We start from the raw sequence: 18,397 nt of genomic DNA, 5'->3' as shown, positions 1-18,397 counted from the left end.
CAACGGCTATTTACTTCTTCGCAAGAACAGCATTGGAACACGCATCATGAAAATCGCCACCGCCGCCTACAATCTCGACTGGCTGGACAGCTGGGCGCAGTACGAAGACAAGCTGGACGCTTGGGTTTCGCAGGCCGCAGGGCAGGGGGCTGAACTGCTGGTGTTTCCCGAGTACGGCGCGATGGAGCTTTCGACGCTGGCCGGGGCCGAGGTTGCGGGGGATCTCGAACGCTCGATCCAGGCGGTATCCGAGCGGATGGAAGATGTACAAATCCTGCATCGACGCCTCTCGGCCGAATACAATGTGTACATTCTGGGTGCGTCCGCCCCGGTTCGGGCCGGCCCAGGCCGCCCGGTGAACCGCGCCGAATTCTACGCCCCCTCAGGCGCGCAGGATCATCAGGACAAGCAGATCATGACCCGGTTCGAGCGCGAAGATTGGGACATCGCGCCGGGCGGACCGTCGAAGATCTTCGAGACGGCGCTGGGCCGGATCGGCGTTCTGATCTGCTATGACAGCGAGTTTCCTCTGCTGGGCCGCGCCCTGTCAGAGGCCGACGTGATCCTTGTGCCGTCCTGCACCGAGGCCCTGTCGGGCTATTGGCGGGTCCGTATCGGCGCGATGGCGCGTGCATTGGAGAATCAATGCGTTACGGTCATGGCGTCGCTGGTGGGTAACAATGAATGGTCTCAGTCCGTAGACGCAAACACTGGGACCGGAGGCGTTTTCGGCCCGCCGGACAAGGGCTTTCCACAAACCGGCGTGCTGTCGGAAGGCGTGCTCAACCAGCCCGGCTGGACCTACGCAGACGTCGATCTGTCGGCGATCGCCGAGGTTCGGGCGGATGGCCATGTCCTGAACCGATCCCACTGGAACGAGCAGACGCCCCGAGTCGAATCGGTCACAATGTCGCGCCTTTAAGTGATTCCACCCTTGAAATAAGGCCGAAATAGGCTCATTTAAGCGCCACCTGCGGATTCTGCAGGGCAACGCAAAGATGGAGACAACATGGCCAAGGAAGATACGCTCGAATTTCCCGGTGTCGTGAAGGAACTCCTGCCTAATGCGACGTTTCGGGTCGAGCTGGAAAACGGCCATGAGATCATCGCACATACGGCAGGCAAGATGCGCAAAAACCGCATCCGTGTTCTGGCCGGCGACAAGGTTCAGGTCGAGATGACCCCCTATGATCTGACCAAGGGTCGGATCAACTACCGCTTCAAGTAACGCCTGCCGCAATGGCGTTCATTCTAGGATCGGGCAGCCCCAGACGGCTGGACCTGCTGGCTCAGCTTGGCGTGCAGCCCGACGCCATTTCTGCCCCCGACATCGACGAAGACCCCCAAAGGGGCGAGCTTCCGCTGCCGTATTGCGCGCGCATCACCCGCGAGAAGGTGCATGCCGTGAAGGCGGCCCCGGACGATATCGTCCTGTGCGCCGACACGACGGTTGCGCTGGGTCGACGCATATTGGGCAAGCCCGAAGATGCGGGACAGGCAGCCGAATTTCTGCATGCCCTTTCAGGACGTCGCCACCGTGTGATCACCTCGGTCGCGGTGCGTCGCGGCGATCGGGTATTGCAGCGTGACGTCGTCAGCCAGGTCAAGGTCAAGCGTCTTTCGGACGTGGAAATCAACGCCTATCTCGCTACCGACGATTGGCAGGGCAAAGCCGGTGCCTATGCCATCCAAGGGCCCGCGGGCGCCTTCATTCCTTGGATCTCGGGCTCGTTCACCGGTATCGTCGGGCTGCCTTTGTCTGAAACCGCAGGACTGTTGCAAGGCATCGGTTACCCCCTGTATTGCGAGGCATCATGAAAGGTCGAACGATCATTCTGGATCACATTCAAGGCCGCGAAGCCGCGGCCCTGATGGTGGATGGCAAACTGGATGATTTCCTGATCGCTGCCGATGCGCCTGCCCCGGGTACGATCTACCGGGCCCGGGCCGAGCGGGCGATCAAAGGGCAGGGCGGGATGTTCCTGACAACGCCGGATGGTCCGGCTTTCCTTCGGCAGGTCAAGGGACTGGCGCCGGGTGAGATGCTGTTGGTGCAGGTCACGGGCTATGCCGAACCGGGCAAAGCCCTGCCGGTGACGAACCGCATCCTGTTCAAAAGCCGCTATGCCATCGTCACGCCGGACGCGCCCGGGCTGAACATCTCCCGCTCGATCCGCGATGATGAGGAGCGCGACCGGCTGCTGGTGATCGCGCATGAGCAGATGGACGGCAGCCCCTTCGGTCTGATCCTGCGCTCCGGTTGCCAGGGCGCGGATGCCGATGAGATCGCCGAAGACATCGCCGCCATGCGAGCGCTGGCCGAGCAGGTCGTGAACGACACCGGAAACGCGCCGGAAACGCTGTCCGAGGGCGACGGACCGCATGTCCTCGCCTGGCGCGAATGGGTGGAGCCGGCCGAGGTCTCGACCCAGGCGGGCGGTTTCGCGGACCATGGCGTGCTCGAGGCGCTGGACGCCGCACGTGGCGCATCCCATCCTTTGGCGGGTGGGGCGCATATGTATGTCGAACTAACCCGGGCTTTGGTGGCCGTGGATGTGAACACCGGTTCGGATGGCTCGCTGGCTGCGGGGACAAAGGCCAATTTCGCCTGCGCCAAGGAACTGCCGCGCGCCCTTCGCGTGCGCGGGCTGGGCGGGCAGATCACGCTGGACCTTGCGCCAATGCCCAAAAAGGACCGGCGCGGGTTCGAATCCGCACTCCGCGCTGCCTTCAGGGCTGACAGCGAAGAAACGATCCTTGCCGGCTGGACGCCGCTGGGCCACTACGAGTTGCAACGTAAACGCGGCCGCATCCCTTTGTCGGAGGTCCTGAGATGAGCTGCCCGATCTGCGGAGAAGATTCGGTCAAACAGTTTCGTCCGTTTTGTTCGAAACGCTGCGCCGATATCGATCTGGCCAAGTGGCTGAACGGCTCCTATGCGGTTCCGTCGCAGCGCGAGGATGACCTTGATGATGAGATTCAGGATGCCGTCGAAATCAAGGATCGCCCGCACTGAAAAAATCTGAAAAAGCCTCTGGACACCGCGTTTGGCAAGTCATAGAAGGCCTGCACCCAACGGCAAACGCCGTTCCCGTGCCCGGGTAGCTCAGGGGTAGAGCAGTGGATTGAAAATCCTCGTGTCGGTGGTTCGATTCCGCCCCCGGGCACCATTCCCAACAGGTAAGCTACTGTTTCCCTTCAGCTTTAACTGGAGCTGGCCAAGGGCGAAGTACATACTGGAGAACAAAACCGTCCCATTCTCATTTGTGAAAGCAGGGGTTTTCTACTTCACACGACGGGTCCCGAAAGACCTCGATCACCACAATACCACCGGAAAAACATAATTCTCGCTACGGACAAGATCAGCGGCGGTCGCAAAGTCCCGAGCGCAAAGAGCTTCTCAGCAACTCGATGAACACTGGTACCACCTACGCATCCAAAACGTAGACCTACCGGGCAAGCATCTCCTGAGGATGGGAACTGCCGCCGAGCTTGGGTCTTCGATGTCATGCACTGATCAAGCCACCGCTGACGCTGTAAAGCTCTCAGAAGCCATATCAGTATATCTGCAATTTCAAAGATTTAGTGGCTGGGGTGGTAGGATTCGAACCTACGATACACGGTACCAAAAACCGCTGCCTTACCACTTGGCTACACCCCAACGGTGAGCGGCTATCTACGATTGTTGGTGACGGTGTTCAAGTGCTTTCCCGCAAAAAATCGAAACACGTGAAAATTTTTTTGCGGGCGATCTATTTGGTCTCCAACAGCACCGCTCCGGTTCGGTTTCCGGCCTCGACCGCGCGGTGTGCGGCGGCGCATTCTTCCATCAAGTAGACCTTTTGGATCGGGCAGTTCAGCGCGCCATCGGTCAGCGCTTGGTGCAGGTTCGCGACCGCTTCGTTGCGCAGTTCGGCCGGCAGCAGATACACCAGAACCATTTCCAACGTCACCGATTTGAACATGAGCGGGTAAAACGGAAGCGTCGGCGTCATATTCTGGGCCGAGCCATACGCATTGATTCTTCCGCTTTCGGCGATAACTGCAACGTTGGTTTCGACGTTTTGGCCAAACTCCACATCGACGATGCGATCGACCGGAAGCCCTTGATTGGCGTCCAGGATCTGTGTGGGCAAATCGGGCGCCGTGTAATCCAGTACCGCATCGGCTCCGGCCTTTGTCACACGTTCGAAGTTGCGTGGACCGGCTGTTGCCATCACCTTTGCTCCGCCCCATTTGGCCAACTGGACGGCAAGGAATCCGACCGTTCCTGCACCGCCGTGAACAAGCAGGGTTTTACCCGATACCGGGCCTCCGGAAAACACGGTGTGGCTGGCGGTCAGGCCGGGAATGCCGAGGACGGCACCGGTTTGCAGCGCGACCGTGTCGGGCATGTGAACAGCCTGTTCCGAGGGCAGGGTGATTTGGGTTGCGGCCGTCCCGAACGCACGACCCCACTGGCCGTTCCAGATCCAGACCCTTTGACCCACCCGCGAGTCCGGAACCCCAGGCCCGACAGCCGAGATGACACCTGATCCGTCGCTGTGCGGCACAATCACCGGGAAAGGCGGTTTGGTGATCCCGGGCCGTGCCCCCGCACGTGCCTTCACGTCCGAAGGGTTCACTCCGGAATAGGCCAGCGCAACGGTCACTTCGCCCGGGCCCGGGGGTGTATCCGGTAGTTCTTGAATGGACAGAACATCGGCGGCGGGCCCAAATGTCTGGTAGGTGACGGCTTTCATGGCGGCTCCGGTTTGTCGCGTCGTGACGTTCACCCTATCGTCGCGGGCCAGGAATGCTAGCCTGTCAAAAAACCATGGGAGATCAGAGTATGAAGGCGTTGCGTACACCGGACGAAAGGTTCCAAAATTTGCCCGACTATGATTTCGCACCCAACTACCTTGAGGTGGATGATACTGAAGGCGGCGCGTTGCGGGTCCACTATCTGGACGAGGGGCCGCGCGCGGCAGCGCCAGTACTGATGATGCACGGCGAGCCCAGTTGGTCTTATCTGTACCGTCACATGATCCCGCCAGTCGCTGCCGCGGGTCACCGGGTCATCGCTTCGGACCTTGTGGGTTTCGGCAGATCCGACAAACCCGTCGACCGCGACGACTATACCTATGCACGGCATGTCTTCTGGATGGGTGAGGTTCTGCGTCAACTCGATCTGCGGGACATCACCCTGGTCTGTCAGGACTGGGGCGGATTGATCGGGTTGCGCCTGTGGGCCGAGATGCCAGACAGGTTCGCCCGGGTCGTTGTTGCCAACACGGCCTTGCCAACCGGGGACCAGCCCTTGGGCGAGGCGTTTGCCGCCTGGCGACAGTTCAGCCAGGAGGTGCCGGATTTCCGCGCCGGGCGCATCGTCTACGGTGGAACGGTTTCAAAGCTGACCGAGGCCGAGGTCGCCGCCTATGATGCGCCGTTCCCTGACGATCGTTACAAGGCCGGGGCGCGACAGTTTCCGATGTTGGTGCCTGACCGCCCCGACGATCCCGAGTCTGAACCGAACCGACAGGCTTGGAACGTTATCCGCGGTCTGCAAACTCCTGTCCTGACGGCTTTTGGCGCTGAGGACAGGGTCATGGCCGGGGTGAACGGGGTTTTTCAGAAACTTTGCCCTGGTGCGGCGGGACAGAACCATGTTGTGCTGCCGAAAGCCGGTCACTTCCTTCAGGAGGACGTGCCCCAGGAACTTGCGGAAACGGTTCTTGCCTTCATCCGTGAGACGGCCTGAGCAGGGGTCTCATTCCCGGATTTCGTCGGGCTCCACGCCCCAAAGATTGCTTTTGAGGGTCCAGCCGCGATAGCCACCGGCCGAAATGCGGCACCAATCCACCGTGCAGGTACCCAAGCGGGCCACGACGCCTGTTTCGAAATGAGCGTTGACCGGGGATTTGGGATCGGGGCTGGCGTAGACCGGCAGCATGTCCGATTCAATCAGAACCGTGCGGACACCTGACAACAGAGCGTAGTGGACCCATCCGCCGGCCCCGTCGCGATCCTGAACCTTGCGCCAGTTGCCATATTCGGCCGTCACCTGAAGTGGCATGCCGCGTCGCTTGAACACCCAGTCAACACGATGAGTCAGCGAAGGACCGCGGCGTACGTTCGCCTCGGCCGCCTTCATCGACACGTAGCGCGGCAAAGGCAGGTTCGTCACCTGCCCGCGTTTTTCCTGCGCGTGCGCGATTGCGCCTGTCAGGAACAGAAGCGTGATTAGAAATGCCAGAACTGGGCGTTTCGCCCTCAAGAAAGCACTCACTGCCTGCCCGCTGATTTGCCTGTCTGCCGTGTTTCAAAAAAGGTTGGAGCGATGCCCATGGGGTTCTTGTGCCCCGGCTGATCCTGCGCCACGATGCCATGACGCGCATCGGAATGCAAAGCGGTAGGAGGGCTGAAGTGCCAAGAGAACGTCTGAGTGTTGTTGTAACGCGACGGTTGCCCGAAGTGGTCGAGACACGTTTGAGCGAGTTGTTCGACGTCCGTTTGCGGGACACCGACACACCGATGACGCGCGACGAGTTGGTCGAGGCGGTCAAACAGGCCGATGTGCTGGTTCCAACGATCACGGACACGATCGACGCGGGTGTTTTGGGCCAAGCCGGAGAGCGGCTGAGGCTGATTGCGAATTATGGCGCCGGTGTCGACCATATCGATGTCGCGACGGCCCGTCAGCGCGGCATCCTGGTCTCGAACACGCCGGGTGTTCTGACCGACGATACCGCCGACATGACGATGGCGCTGATCCTTGCCGTAACCCGTCGGATTCCCGAGGGTCTGTCGGTTATGCAAAAGGGGGACTGGACCGGCTGGGCGCCGACGGCATTCCTTGGCGGGCGGATAGGAGGCCGGCGTCTGGGCATTCTGGGTATGGGGCGGATCGGACAGGCCGTCGCGCGCCGCGCCCGGGCCTTCGGAATGCAGGTCCACTACCACAACCGCCGCCGGTTGCGTCCCGAAATAGAACAGGATCTTGAGGCGACCTATTGGGAAAGCCTCGATCAGATGGTGGCGCGTATGGACGTGATCTCGATCAACTGCCCATCAACGCCGTCGTCATTTCATCTGATGAACGCGCGACGTCTAAAGCTGATGAAGCCGACGGCGGTCATCGTGAACACGTCGCGGGGCGAGGTGTTGGACGAAAACGCGTTGACGCGGATGATCCGGGCGGGCGAGATCGCCGGTGCCGGGCTGGACGTCTACGAGCACGGAACCGACGTGAATCCCCGACTTCGGCAGCTGCCGAATGTCGTGCTGCTGCCGCATATGGGGTCGGCGACGCTCGAGGGTCGCATCGAGATGGGCGAAAAGGTCATCATCAATATCAAGACGTTTGAAGACGGGCACCGGCCGCCTGATCAGGTCGTTCCCGCGATGCTGTAAGAACACGCCAAGGCATACGGGCTCCTGCTGTTTGCAAGGCAGAGCTTTGCCGTCTTTGGCGGTCGTCCCCGCACATGGTTGCGGGGCAGTACGGTGCCGTGCACTGTCAGAATCAGTATTTGGATAAGGAGGTTTATTATGTGCTCCAATTGGTTCCCTACTGTTGTGGCCTGCGCGCTGACCCTGGCGAGCCCAGTGTTTGCCCAGCAAACCGCCGATGAGGTCGCGCCCGAGGGTGCATCCGACGGCCAGGTTCAGGCCTTGACCGACGAGGTGATCGCCGCGCTGAAGGCCAAGGCCGACGGTGTGCCCGTCAAAGCTAAAACCTGGATGGTTGCGGCGGCCAACCCGCTTGCCGTCGAGGCGGGTGCCAAGATTCTGGCTGCCGGTGGAACGGCAGCGGATGCAATGGTCGCCGTTCAGGTTGTCTTGGGCCTGGTCGAACCGCAGTCCTCGGGTTTGGGCGGGGGTGCCTTTCTGGCTTGGTACGACGCGGCCAGCGGACGCCTGACCACCTTGGATGGGCGAGAAACCGCGCCGAGAGAGGCAAGCCCGACCCTGTTTCAAGACGAAAACGGCGAGCCGCTCAAATTCTTCGACGCGGTTGTTGGCGGGCTTTCGGTCGGGACACCCGGCACGCCTGCATTGTTGGAGGAAGCCCATCGGCGCTGGGGGCGTAGCCCCTGGCCCGGTCTGTTCGAGGATGGTATCCGATTGGCCGACGAGGGGTTTGTCGTTTCACCCCGGCTGGCGGGCTTGATTCAGGCCGACGCTGAACGTCTGGCACGCTTCTCGGACACGGCCAACTACTTCCTGCCGGGCGGCGAGCCGCTGGCCCAGGGTCAGCGCCTCACCAACCCAGACTATGCCGAAACCCTGCGCGTTCTGGCGTCCGAAGGGGCTGCGGGCTTTTATGGAGGAGAGATCGCGGCTGACATCGTGCGGACTGTCCGAAACGCTCCGGGTAACCCGGGGGTTCTGTCCGGAGTTGATCTGGCGTTGTATCAGGTGATAGAGCGCGAGCCGATCTGTGCCACCTATCGCAGCTATGAGGTCTGCGGGATGGGTCCGCCGTCCTCGGGCGCGCTGACGGTTGGGCAGATCCTTGGCATTCTCGACAATTACGATTTGGCGGGGATGGGTCCCGAAAGCGCCGAAGCGTGGCGGCTGATCGGCGATGCCTCGCGCCTGGCCTTCGCGGATCGCGGTCGCTACATGGCCGACAGTGATTTCATTCCGATGCCGACGCAGGGCCTGATCGATCCGGCCTATCTGGCCGAGCGTGCCGCGTTGCTGAATGACGCTGGGGCGTTGACCGAGGTTGCGCCGGGAAATCCTGAGTTTGACCATGCGCTGAACTGGGCCGACGATGCTTCGATCGAACTGCCGTCGACGTCCCATATTTCGATCGTGGACGCCTATGGAAACGTGCTTTCGATGACCACAACAATCGAGAACGGTTTTGGTTCGCGTCTGATGACCAACGGCTTTCTGCTGAACAACGAACTGACCGACTTTTCCTTCCGGACCCACAGGGACGGGGTTCCGATTGCCAACCGGATCGAACCAGGCAAACGCCCGCGTTCCTCAATGAGTCCGACGATTGTCATGCAGGACGGGTCTCCGGTTCTGGCGATCGGGTCTCCGGGTGGCAGCCGGATCATCGGTTATGTTGCAAAATCAATCATTGCCTGGGCGGACTGGGGTATGGACGTCCAGCAGGCGGTTGCCCTTCCTCATCTGGTGAACCGTTTCGGGACCTATGATGTCGAGGTCGGCACAAGCGCCGAAGGCTTTGCGGACATGTTGGGCGAACTGGGTTTTGAAGTGAACGCGCGGGATCTGACCTCGGGCCTTCATGCCATCGAAATCCGCGACGGTCTGCACGGCGGAGCTGATCCACGTCGAGAGGGCATCGCACTGGGCGAGTGATCACGTCGCAGCGATGGGTATTGCCCCTGTGGCGTCGGCCTTCTAGTCATTGTCTGGGCCTGCGCCACTGCATCAAGGGAGGGTTGCCATGGTTGAAGCGACAGCATTGTTCCGCAATGCGGCGGGGATCGACACCGCCATCAGCATTCTGAAACAGCGGTTCGGGGACCGGTTGCAGACCGGCGCCTCGATCCGCGAGCAGCACGGGCACACCACGACCTGGATTGAAAACCAAAGCCCGGACGCGGTGGTCTTTCCCAATTCGACCGAAGAGGTCTCGGACATCGTCAAGACCTGTGCGGCGCACAAGGTTCCCGTGATCCCTTTCGGCACCGGAACGTCGCTGGAAGGCCACGTGAACGCGCCGGCCGGCGGCGTTTGCATCGATCTTGGCCAGATGAACCGGGTCTTGGCCGTGAACGAAGGTGATCTGGATTGCGTCGTGCAGCCCGGGGTCACCCGCGAGGATTTGAATACCCATCTGCGCGACAAGGGGCTGTTCTTTCCGATTGATCCCGGAGCCAATGCCTCATTGGGCGGGATGGCGGCGACCCGAGCGTCGGGTACCAATGCGGTTCGCTATGGAACGATGAAGGACAATGTCCTGAGCCTCGAGGCGGTTATGCCCGATGGCAAAATTATCCGTACCGGTCACCGGGCCAAAAAATCTTCGGCCGGCTACGATCTCACCCGCTTGTTTGTCGGTGCCGAGGGCACGCTGGGCATCATTACCGAACTGACTCTGAAACTGCACGGCATCCCCGAGGCGATTACCTCGGCCCGGTGTTCTTTCCCGACGGTGGATGCGGCCTGTCAGGCCGTGATGACGACCATTCAATTCGGCGTTCCGGTTGCCCGGATCGAACTGCTGGACGCGATGTCGGTCAAGGCGGCCAACGCGTATTCCGGGCTGAAGCTGCCGGAAACGCCGTTGCTTCTGCTCGAGTTTCATGGCTCGGAGGCCGGCGCAGCGGAGCAGGCCGAAACCTTTGGCGAAATCGCCGAGGATTTTGGCGGCACCGGCTTTGTCGCTACGGCCAGCACGGAAGAAAGGTCCAAGCTCTGGCAGGCGCGGCACGACATGTATTGGGCGTCCCTCCAGCTTCGGCCCGGAGCGCGTGGAATCTCGACGGATGTCTGCGTCCCGATCTCGCGCTTGGCCGAATGCGTCACCAAGGCTCAGGACAAGGCAGCCGAGTTAGACCTGCTGGCCCCGGTCGTCGGTCATGTCGGCGACGGAAACTTCCATACGTTGGTGCTGATCGACATGGACGATGCCGACGAAGTGGCGCGGGCCAGTCAGTTTGTCGGATGGCTCAACGATCTGGCGATCTCGATGGACGGGACCTGCACGGGTGAGCATGGAATCGGGCAGGGCAAGAAACCGTATCTGGTCCGGGAACTTGGGGATGCAACCCGGTACATGGCGGCGATCAAGGCTGCCCTGGATCCTGACAACATCATGAACCCCGGCAAGATCGTCTGACCAGGCCGGGAAGGCGCACGCAACCAACGGCTGTTGGTGCGTGCCTGTTCCCGGATTCGCGTCCCAACGTGTACGGCAGGTCGGTTTTGCACCGTTTTGCGTCGGATGGACTTGGCGCTGATTGGTCTCGTTCGGCATAAACCTTGCCAAACAGACTCAATCCGGAGAGCGGGCGTATGAAAACCCAAGTCAAAGCACTGGTCGTTGGCGGCGGCGCCGTTGGGACCTCGATAGCCTATCACCTGGCCAAGGCGGGCTGGGATGATGTCATGCTGATCGAGAGGGACGAGTTGACCTCCGGTTCGACCTGGCACGCTGCGGGTCTGCTTCCGCTGTTCAATATGTCCTACGCGACAACCCATATCCACAAATACTCGGTGGATTTCTACAAGACGCTGGAAGAGGAAACCGGCCTGAATGCGGGGTTTGCGGTGGTCGGAAACCTGCGCATGGCGCAGACGCAGGACCGCATGGATGAGTTCATGCTCTATGCCTCGACTGCCGAGACCTGCGACGTCAAATATGAATGGTTGACGCCCGAGCAGATCAAGGAGCGCTGGCCGCTGATCGAAACTTCGGATCTGAAGGGCGCGCTTTACCATACCGAGGACGGTTACATCAATCCGGCCGACGTGACCCAGGCGATGGCCAAGGGTGCCCGTCAGCGCGGTGTCGAGATCGTGCGCAAGATGCAGGCCGATGCCTTCCATTGGAACGGAACCCGTTGGGAAGTCACCTGCACCAAGATGGTCGAAAAGGGTGGCAACCTTGTCCCCAGCGACGAGCAGGTGGTCATCACCGCCGAGCACGTGGTGACCGCTTCGGGAAACCATGCCCAGCGTACCGCCAAGCTGCTTGGCATCAAGATGCCCGCGATCCCGGTCGAGCATACTTTCATTGTCATGGACAAGGACCCGGAACTGGTGAAGTGGCGTGAAGCCGGCAATCCGGAACACCCGGTCGTGCGCGACGCCGACAACGAATCCTACGCACGCGAAGAGCGCGGCGGCTGGATCCTCGGCATCTACGAGCACGGTGCCCCGGCACGTTTCGAATACGGTGTGCCCGACAGTTTCCGCGCTGACCTGTTCCCTCTGAATCTCGACCGGATCGCCGATCAGTACATGGCTATGGCCGAGCGTGTCCCGTCCTGTGCCGAGTCCGGCCTCAAGGACGATTTCAACGGTCCCATCTGCTATACGCCTGATGGCAACCCGCTGGTCGGCCCGGCGCCGGGTCTGCGAAATATGTGGCTGGCCGAAGGGTTCAGCTTTGGCATCACCGCCGCCGGCGGCACCGGCTATTATCTGGCGCAGATGATGGTCGATGGCGAAGCCGAGATCGACATGGCCTCGCTGGACCCCAAACGCTATTCGTCCAACTGGTTGACCACCGAATTCGCCGCGCGCAAGAACGAGGAATGCTACGAGCACGTCTACATTCTGCATCACCCGGACGAAGAGCGCGAGGCCTGCCGTCCGCTGCGCACCGTTCCGGCCTATGATCGTCAGAAAGCCCGTGGCGCGCAGTTTGGGTGGGTCAACGGTTGGGAACGCCCCAACTACTTTGGCCCGGTCGATGCCCCCGACAACTTCGACAAGGAAAGCCGCAGCTTCCGCCGTGGTGGATGGTGGCAGTTTGCCGTCGAAGAAGCGAAGGCGATCCGCAACGGCGTTGGTCTGATCGACGCGTCAGCCTTCACCAAGCATGTCGTCAAGGGCCCCGGCGCCACGCAGTTTCTGGACTGGTTCACCTGCAACAAGCTGCCCAAGGTCGGCCGCATCAATCTGACCTATGCGCTTACGGCGCATGGCACCACGCGTACCGAGTACACCATAGTTCGCCTGAAAGAGAACGAGTACTACCTCGTTTCGGCCGGTGCCTGGACCGAGTATGACGCCGACTTCCTGCGCAAGGCGGCCGAGGACAAGATGGACGAGTTCGGCTACATCGAGATCCAGGACGTGACCACCCAGTGGGGCGTTTTCGCCATCGCCGGGCCGGAATCGCGCGACGTGCTGAAAGAGGTCATCAAGGACGCCGAGCCGGAAACCGCCCTGTCGAACAAGCGCTTCCCGTGGCTGTCGGCACGTCAGATCGAACTGGGCATGTGCCCGGTCAACGCGATCCGCGTGGCCTACACCGGCGAGCTGGGCTGGGAACTGCATCACCCGATCGAGATGCAGAACTACCTGTTCGACCTTCTGGAACAGGCCGGCGAGAAGCACGGCATGAAGCTGGTCGGCGCCCGCGCCCAGAACTGGCTGCGGCAGGAGAAATCCTATCGCGCCTTCGGCACCGAACTGGGCCGCGACGCCACCCCGCTCGAGGCCGACCTGCCGCGTTTCGTCGATCTGGACAAGGAGTTCCACGGCAAGGACAAGCTGATCGAAACCGGCGTACGGGTGAAATGCTGTACCCTGCTGATCGACGGGCCCGAGGATGCCGACCCCTGGGGCCGTGAGGCGCTGTATACGCCCGAAGGTGAGCGCGTGGGGCGTCTGACCTCGGGCGGGTATTCGGTGGCTTTCGAGAAATCCATCGGCATGGGCTATGTAAAGCCCGATCTGGCCGTGGAAGGTACCAAACTGAAGGTCAAAATGCTGGACCAGCTGTGGGATGCGGTCGTGACGTGCGACAGTCCCTATGACCCAAAGAACGAGACCATCCGCAAGGACGGTTGATCGGACAGAGGCCCCGGACAACTCCGGGGCCTTTTTTTGGCTATGCGCTGAGTTCGTCGAAGCACTCCAGCGCCTTGGCTGCGTACATCATCGACGGACCGCCACCCATTTGGATCGCCATGGCCAGAACGTCCGAGAATTCCTCACGCGAAGCGCCCGCCTTGACCAGTGTTTCGGTGTGCAACGAAATGCAGGGTTCGCACCGTACTGCGATGGACATGCCCAAGGCGATGAACTCCTTGGTCTTGAAGTCCAGTGTTCCGCCTTCCTTGACCGATTTCCCGAGCGCGCCGAAAGCGCGGGCGGTATCCGGTATGGCTCCGTTCAGGTTGCGCAATCCGCTGCGCGTTTCAACAAGCTTGTCTGACCAGGTCATGTCTTGTGCCTCATTTACATATTGCATCTTGCATATGTATCAGCGGCCTCGGAACGGCTTTGATCTTGATCAGATCGAGGGCTTTTCTGCGACAAAAGCCAGATTGTTCGCAGGCATTGGAACCACTCCGACAACCCGCAGCCCTGTGCTTTCCAGATAGTTGCTGATCTGGCTGTCGTCTTTGTAGCCTATCTCGGGATCTTGCCGGGTCAGGTCGGCATGAAAGCGTCGGTCGCCGTCGCTGATCAGCTTGCCCTGGCGCATGAACGGTCCGTAGAGAACGAACCGCCCCCCGGGGCCAAGGGCCAATGCGGCCTCGGAAAGGATATTCCGGGCTTCTTTCCAGCTGATCAGATGCAGCAGGTTGATCAGAATGATAAGGTCCTGGTTGCCAAAGTTTTGGTGCCACCCGGGCAGGGTTGCGTCCAGCTCGACGGCGGGAAGGATGTTTGGCAGGCCCTCCGCATAGGCGTCGATGCTGGCCCGGCGGGCGGGATCGATCTCGCTCGGCTGCCAAGTGAGGTCGGGAAAGATACGGGCAAATGCGGCGACGTGTTGGCCCGTACCGCTGGCCAGTTCCAATGCGTTTCCAGTTGCGATGGGCATCTCGGCCAGCAACGCGCACAAGGCGTCCGTATTTCGGCTGGCCGCAGGAGCGATCATCTTCGCGCCGTCACCCTGAGAGGCGACGCTTGCCGTCGGAGGCAGTTTCCGCCCCCCCATCAGCGTAACCGGGGCACGGAAAGCGCGGAGACCATCGCGGCATCCAACTCGGGCGCGCGGCCCAGCGCAAGATCAGCAACCAATCGCGATGCGGCCGGTGCGGTTTGAAACCCGTACCCTCCCTGACCGGCAGACCAGACAAAGCTTTCATCCGACGGGTCGGGACCCAGAACAAGCGTGCCATCCGGGGCAAAGCTGCGCAGCCCGGCCCAATTGGTCTCGACACGGGTGACCGGGCTGGTCACCATTTCTTCGTACCGGGCCAGGCCCTCGGCCAGCACCATATCGTCGGCATAGGCGTCATGCGGTTCGACCGGGTCGGCCTCGGACGGTGACACCAACAGCTTGCCGGCATCCGGTTTGGCGTACCAGGTCTCACCCGTGCCCAGCATCATCGGCCAATTTTTCACATCATGGCCCCCGGGTGCCGGCAGCCGGGCCATGGAACGGCGGCGCGGCGTGATTCCGATCGGTGCGATCCCGGCCATCCTTGCGACCTCGTCCGCCCACGCACCAGCGGCATTGACGATGGTGCGCGCCTGAAAGACCTCGGCCGCTTCCACCAGCCAATTGCCGTCCTTGCGGATCCGCGTCACTTTTTGGCGGGTCAGTACCGATCCCGCATTGGCGCGAATGGTGCGGGCGAAATCCTGCAGCATGCGGTCGGTGTCGATGTCGTAAGCGCCCTCACTCAGCGCTGCGTATGCAACGGATTCCGGGTTCAGGACCGGAACACGCACCAACGCATCGGCGACCGAAATTTCGGCCATTCCCAGCTCGCTCAGGTCTTTGCGGAACTGGTCGGCCTGATCACTTTTGGCCAGCAGCATCAGCCCGCGCGGGGTCAGATAGTCGTTCGAAAAAAAGAACTCGGCGCTGGCCTTGTTCAGAGCCACGACCGAAGGCGGGCCATAACCTTCTTCGAACAATGCCGCCGATCGCCCCGAGGCGTGATAGCCCAGCGCGTCCTCGGCCTCGAGTACGGTTACCGTCCCATGCTCGGACAGACGCGCGCCGGCGCTTAGGCCGGCAATGCCGCCGCCGATGATCAGAAAATCAATCACTGGACCTCCTCCAGCCGGTCCGTCGCCGGTGGCGGTGTCTGGCTGAGCGCCGTGATGCGGGCATAGAGCTCGGCCGATAGGTCGAACGTCAGAGCAGCCAGCGACGGCGCCAGCTGTTCGGCAGATATGGCCGATATGATCGGCGACGGGGCAAACGGGCTGGCGGCAACCCAAGCGACGGCAAGCGTCGCCGGATCCACGCCAGCCTGATGTCCCAAGCGGGCCAGCTCGGCAGCTGTTTCGGCCATCCACTCAGCTCCATAGCGGCTGGCATATCGGTCATCTTCGGACAGCCGGCCGGCTGCACCGCCACGGGAATACTTTCCGGTCAGCAATCCGCCACCCAGCGGCGAGTAGGCAAAAACCGAGATGCCTTGATCCGCACACATTGGCAGGATCTCGACCTCGGCCTGTCGCTTGACCAAATTGTACATCGGTTGCAGCGCGTCGATGGTCATGCCGAAATCTGCGGCGACGCGCACGGCTTTCATCACTTGCCAGGCTGCAAAGTTGGACAAGCCGACATAGCGGATCTTGCCCGCGTCTTTGAGCTGGGCAAAACACTCCATCGTTTCGGCAAGATCGGTGTCCGGATCGAACCGGTGCAGGTACAGCAGGTCGACCATGTCCTGACCCAGACGTTTGCGGGACATGTCGAACTGCGCACGGATGTTGGCCGCGCCGGCGCCGCCTGTGTAGCCCGCTTTGGTGGCGATCGTCAGTTGCTCGCGCTGAGACGCGATCATCTGGCCCAGCAACGTTTCCGACGCACCGTCGGTATAGACAAAAGCCGTATCGAAATGCGTGATGCCGGCCGCGCGACAGGCGTCGAACATGGCCCGGCTTTGTTCGGCATCGGCGCGGCCCCCGAACTGCATCGTGCCAAAAGTGAAACGGCCAATGTCAGTGCCGTCGGGATTGGAAAGCCTGAGTGTCATGAGAGTGCCTGAAATGAGCCCGACAAACGGGGGTCTTTGATCAATTGTCGCCCCAAGTTTTAATCAGGGTTGAATTTGCGCATCAACCCTTCCAAACATTCACAACCAAAAACGCAGGAGGGCAGGGTGACCAGCGCAGACCTACACCCAATGGCCACAGGGCACATTCCGTCATATGTGACCCAGGCGGATGGCAGCGATTTTCTCTTCAATTTCATGGTGATCTTCACGGTTGGTCTGATCCTGCTGATCGGTGTCGCGTATTTTACGTTGCACTCGATCCCCGAGAAGATGGCCCATGAGAACAACCACCCGCAGTTTCAGTTGGTTGGTATCCTGGCGTTGTTGGCCCTGTTTACGCACAACGGTTTGTTCTGGGTTGCCGCCATCCTGGTTGCTGGTTTTCAGTTTCCTGACTTTGCAGCGCCCCTGCGCGCGATTGCAGATGCAATTCGGTCACTGGCCCCCGGGGCGTCTCCTCCGCCCGCTGAGCCTGACCCTGAGCCCGCCGCTCCGCAGGAGCACTGACGCATGATCGAAACATTTCTGTGCGCACTGGTCACCGTTCTGCCCGACTTTCTGTTCCGACGCTTCGTTCAGGGAAAACGGATTGGCCACGAAATCACGCTGTTCACCATGTGGTACGAACTGCGCTGGGGGCTGACCGCCTGCGCAATCCTTGCACTGACGGTGATTACCACGCTGTTCTACTTCCATCCGGCAAGCAAAACGGCGGCGTCCTATTTCCGGACCGTGACGATTCTTCCGCAACTGGGTGGGCGGGTGTCCGAGGTCTATGTCACCAACAACCAGATGGTCACCGCGGGCCAGCCGATCTTTCGTATCGAGGATTTCACCCAGCGCGCGCAGGTCGAAGCCGCACATGCCCAGATTGCTCAGATACAGGCCTCGCTGAAGGTCGCGCAAACGGATCTGGCCGAGGCCGAAGCCGGCATTGCAGGCGCGCAGGCGGCGCTGGCGCAGGCGCTTGAGGATTTGGAGCGCAACACCACCCTGCGCGATCAGGGATCCAGCGCAGTCCGCCTGACCGAGATCGAGCGACTGGAGAACCTTGTCGCCGAGCGCGAGGCCAAGGTTCTGGCCGCGCAATCCCAAAAGGCGGCCGTTGTTCAGAAGATCGAAGAACTGATCCCTGCCCAGTTGGCCAGCGCCGAAGCGCAGCTGGATGCCGCTCTGGCCGAATTGGACAAGACGACAATCAGCGCCGGTGTGACGGGCCGGGTCGAGCAGTTCGGGCTACGGGTCGGCGATTTTGTCAGCCCGCTGATGCGCCCGGCGGGGATTCTGGTTCCGACGGATTCCGGCCGCGACCGGTTTCAGGCGGCTTTCAACCAGATGTCTGCGCAGGTGATCAAACCGGGAATGATCGGAGAGCTGGGCTGTATGACGCGGCCATTCACGGTGATTCCGGTCGTTGTGGTCCAGGTGCAGGATGTGATCCCTTCGGGGCAGATCCGGCCCACTGACGAATTGCGCGACGTTCAACAGAACACAACCCCCGGATCAATCCTCGTGTACCTCGAGCCGCTTTATGAAGGGCTGGCAGACAAGGTTCCCCCGGGCAGCAACTGTCTTGCCAATGTCTACACCGACAATCACGACAGGCTTGAACACGAAGATCTGGGGTTCTGGGAAAGGGCATTCCTGCATGTCGTGGACACGATCGGTGTGGTTCATGCGGCAGGCTTGCGATTGCGTCTGATCCTGATGCCGGTGAACACGCTGGTTCTAAGCGGCCACTGATGGCGGGAACGTGAGTGTTCTCGCGCTATTGTGTCTGG

18 protein-coding genes, 2 tRNA genes and 1 pseudogene are annotated in these 18,397 nt (G+C 61.1%); 14 read left to right on the top strand and 7 right to left on the bottom strand.

Going from position 1 to position 18,397, the window contains the following annotated elements:
* The first annotated feature begins 46 nt into the window (after positions 1-46).
* From ACR0DA_RS10280 to ACR0DA_RS10250, 7 genes and pseudogenes are all read left to right on the top strand, one after another.
* A complete protein-coding gene (locus ACR0DA_RS10280) occupies positions 47-922 on the top strand; it encodes a carbon-nitrogen hydrolase family protein (protein ID WP_170601551.1) in 876 nt (291 codons plus the stop codon).
* Positions 923-1,009: 87 nt separating this feature from the next.
* Positions 1,010-1,228, top strand: a complete 219-nt coding sequence (gene infA / locus ACR0DA_RS10275; RefSeq protein WP_005978431.1) for a translation initiation factor IF-1 — start codon at positions 1,010-1,012, stop codon at positions 1,226-1,228.
* Positions 1,229-1,239: 11 nt separating this feature from the next.
* Complete coding sequence (locus tag ACR0DA_RS10270) at positions 1,240-1,818, top strand: Maf family protein (RefSeq protein WP_480753835.1); 579 nt, start codon at positions 1,240-1,242, stop codon at positions 1,816-1,818.
* Positions 1,815-2,837: a ribonuclease E/G gene (locus ACR0DA_RS10265; protein WP_480753833.1), complete on the top strand. Its 1,023-nt coding sequence runs from the start codon at positions 1,815-1,817 to the stop codon at positions 2,835-2,837. The genes ACR0DA_RS10270 and ACR0DA_RS10265 overlap by 4 nt, the downstream gene beginning before the upstream one ends.
* Entirely contained in the window at positions 2,834-3,016 is a 183-nt protein-coding gene (locus tag ACR0DA_RS10260; RefSeq protein WP_480753831.1) for a DNA gyrase inhibitor YacG, read from the top strand. The genes ACR0DA_RS10265 and ACR0DA_RS10260 overlap by 4 nt, the downstream gene beginning before the upstream one ends.
* 79 nt (positions 3,017-3,095) lie before the next feature.
* Positions 3,096-3,170, top strand: a tRNA-Phe gene (locus ACR0DA_RS10255).
* A 186-nt stretch (positions 3,171-3,356) separates the two neighbouring features.
* Positions 3,357-3,422: pseudogene (locus ACR0DA_RS10250) on the top strand (hypothetical protein); the annotation flags it as partial.
* Positions 3,423-3,586: 164 nt separating this feature from the next.
* On the opposite strand, the gene ACR0DA_RS10245 reads toward ACR0DA_RS10250, so the two are convergent.
* A tRNA-Gln gene (locus ACR0DA_RS10245) sits at positions 3,587-3,661 on the bottom strand.
* Positions 3,662-3,752: 91 nt separating this feature from the next.
* A complete protein-coding gene (locus tag ACR0DA_RS10240) occupies positions 3,753-4,742 on the bottom strand; it encodes an NADPH:quinone reductase (RefSeq protein ID WP_480753829.1) in 990 nt (329 codons plus the stop codon).
* Positions 4,743-4,831: 89 nt separating this feature from the next.
* Between ACR0DA_RS10240 and ACR0DA_RS10235 the strand changes: the two genes are divergently transcribed.
* A complete protein-coding gene (locus tag ACR0DA_RS10235) occupies positions 4,832-5,740 on the top strand; it encodes a haloalkane dehalogenase (RefSeq protein WP_480753828.1) in 909 nt (302 codons plus the stop codon).
* A 9-nt stretch (positions 5,741-5,749) separates the two neighbouring features.
* Here the strand turns inward: ACR0DA_RS10235 and ACR0DA_RS10230 are convergent, their stop codons facing one another.
* Positions 5,750-6,223 carry an SH3 domain-containing protein gene (locus ACR0DA_RS10230; RefSeq protein ID WP_260066315.1) on the bottom strand — a complete coding sequence of 158 codons (474 nt, stop codon included), beginning with the start codon at positions 6,221-6,223 and terminating at the stop codon, positions 5,750-5,752.
* A 182-nt stretch (positions 6,224-6,405) separates the two neighbouring features.
* Here ACR0DA_RS10230 and ACR0DA_RS10225 point away from each other — a divergent pair, with 182 nt between their 5' ends.
* From ACR0DA_RS10225 to ACR0DA_RS10210, 4 genes are all read left to right on the top strand, one after another.
* Positions 6,406-7,392, top strand: a complete 987-nt coding sequence (locus ACR0DA_RS10225) for a 2-hydroxyacid dehydrogenase (protein ID WP_170337463.1) — start codon at positions 6,406-6,408, stop codon at positions 7,390-7,392.
* Between the two features lie 138 nt (positions 7,393-7,530).
* A complete protein-coding gene (gene ggt / locus ACR0DA_RS10220; RefSeq protein ID WP_480753827.1) occupies positions 7,531-9,324 on the top strand; it encodes a gamma-glutamyltransferase in 1,794 nt (597 codons plus the stop codon).
* 88 nt (positions 9,325-9,412) lie between these two features.
* On the top strand, positions 9,413-10,810 hold the full coding sequence (locus ACR0DA_RS10215; protein WP_480753825.1) for an FAD-binding oxidoreductase: 1,398 nt from the start codon (positions 9,413-9,415) through the stop codon (positions 10,808-10,810).
* 176 nt (positions 10,811-10,986) lie between these two features.
* Positions 10,987-13,494: a GcvT family protein gene (locus tag ACR0DA_RS10210; protein ID WP_480753823.1), complete on the top strand. Its 2,508-nt coding sequence runs from the start codon at positions 10,987-10,989 to the stop codon at positions 13,492-13,494.
* Positions 13,495-13,534: 40 nt separating this feature from the next.
* Here ACR0DA_RS10210 and ACR0DA_RS10205 read toward each other — a convergent pair whose 3' ends face one another.
* The 4 genes from ACR0DA_RS10205 to ACR0DA_RS10190 form a co-directional block, all read right to left on the bottom strand.
* The gene (locus tag ACR0DA_RS10205) at positions 13,535-13,870 is read right to left on the bottom strand and encodes a carboxymuconolactone decarboxylase family protein (protein ID WP_170370923.1); all 336 of its coding nucleotides are present in this window, start codon (positions 13,868-13,870) and stop codon (positions 13,535-13,537) included.
* A gap of 69 nt (positions 13,871-13,939) precedes the next feature.
* On the bottom strand, positions 13,940-14,593 hold the full coding sequence (locus ACR0DA_RS10200; RefSeq protein WP_475144787.1) for a DUF938 domain-containing protein: 654 nt from the start codon (positions 14,591-14,593) through the stop codon (positions 13,940-13,942).
* Entirely contained in the window at positions 14,593-15,657 is a 1,065-nt protein-coding gene (locus tag ACR0DA_RS10195; protein ID WP_170599095.1) for an NAD(P)/FAD-dependent oxidoreductase, read from the bottom strand. The genes ACR0DA_RS10200 and ACR0DA_RS10195 overlap by 1 nt, the downstream gene beginning before the upstream one ends.
* Entirely contained in the window at positions 15,654-16,595 is a 942-nt protein-coding gene (locus ACR0DA_RS10190; RefSeq protein WP_480753821.1) for an aldo/keto reductase, read from the bottom strand. The genes ACR0DA_RS10195 and ACR0DA_RS10190 overlap by 4 nt, the downstream gene beginning before the upstream one ends.
* Positions 16,596-16,745: 150 nt before the next feature.
* On the opposite strand from ACR0DA_RS10190, the gene ACR0DA_RS10185 reads away from it, so the two are divergent.
* Positions 16,746-17,123 (top strand): hypothetical protein, encoded by a 378-nt coding sequence (locus ACR0DA_RS10185; protein ID WP_170366785.1) that lies wholly within the window; start codon positions 16,746-16,748, stop codon positions 17,121-17,123.
* A 3-nt stretch (positions 17,124-17,126) separates the two neighbouring features.
* Entirely contained in the window at positions 17,127-18,359 is a 1,233-nt protein-coding gene (locus ACR0DA_RS10180; protein ID WP_170337786.1) for an HlyD family secretion protein, read from the top strand.
* The last annotated feature ends 38 nt before the right edge of the window (positions 18,360-18,397 follow it).

The sequence above is a fragment of the Ruegeria sp. CI8 genome, assembly GCF_056536865.1.
This window is presented reverse-complemented; position numbering and strand designations above follow the sequence as displayed.

Bases quoted from the DNA above. Each gene is read 5' to 3' on its own strand.
- ACR0DA_RS10280 (WP_170601551.1), top strand. From the start codon at position 47: ATGAAAATCGCCACCGCCGCCTACAATCTCGACTGGCTGGACAGCTGG.
- infA (WP_005978431.1), top strand. From the start codon at position 1,010: ATGGCCAAGGAAGATACGCTCGAATTTCCCGGTGTCGTGAAGGAACTC.
- ACR0DA_RS10270 (WP_480753835.1), top strand. From the start codon at position 1,240: ATGGCGTTCATTCTAGGATCGGGCAGCCCCAGACGGCTGGACCTGCTG.
- ACR0DA_RS10265 (WP_480753833.1), top strand. From the start codon at position 1,815: ATGAAAGGTCGAACGATCATTCTGGATCACATTCAAGGCCGCGAAGCC.
- ACR0DA_RS10260 (WP_480753831.1), top strand. From the start codon at position 2,834: ATGAGCTGCCCGATCTGCGGAGAAGATTCGGTCAAACAGTTTCGTCCG.
- ACR0DA_RS10240 (WP_480753829.1), bottom strand. From the start codon at position 4,742: ATGAAAGCCGTCACCTACCAGACATTTGGGCCCGCCGCCGATGTTCTG.
- ACR0DA_RS10235 (WP_480753828.1), top strand. From the start codon at position 4,832: ATGAAGGCGTTGCGTACACCGGACGAAAGGTTCCAAAATTTGCCCGAC.
- ggt (WP_480753827.1), top strand. From the start codon at position 7,531: ATGTGCTCCAATTGGTTCCCTACTGTTGTGGCCTGCGCGCTGACCCTG.
- ACR0DA_RS10215 (WP_480753825.1), top strand. From the start codon at position 9,413: ATGGTTGAAGCGACAGCATTGTTCCGCAATGCGGCGGGGATCGACACC.
- ACR0DA_RS10210 (WP_480753823.1), top strand. From the start codon at position 10,987: ATGAAAACCCAAGTCAAAGCACTGGTCGTTGGCGGCGGCGCCGTTGGG.
- ACR0DA_RS10205 (WP_170370923.1), bottom strand. From the start codon at position 13,870: ATGACCTGGTCAGACAAGCTTGTTGAAACGCGCAGCGGATTGCGCAAC.
- ACR0DA_RS10200 (WP_475144787.1), bottom strand. From the start codon at position 14,593: ATGGGGGGGCGGAAACTGCCTCCGACGGCAAGCGTCGCCTCTCAGGGT.
- ACR0DA_RS10190 (WP_480753821.1), bottom strand. From the start codon at position 16,595: ATGACACTCAGGCTTTCCAATCCCGACGGCACTGACATTGGCCGTTTC.
- ACR0DA_RS10185 (WP_170366785.1), top strand. From the start codon at position 16,746: ATGGCCACAGGGCACATTCCGTCATATGTGACCCAGGCGGATGGCAGC.
- ACR0DA_RS10180 (WP_170337786.1), top strand. From the start codon at position 17,127: ATGATCGAAACATTTCTGTGCGCACTGGTCACCGTTCTGCCCGACTTT.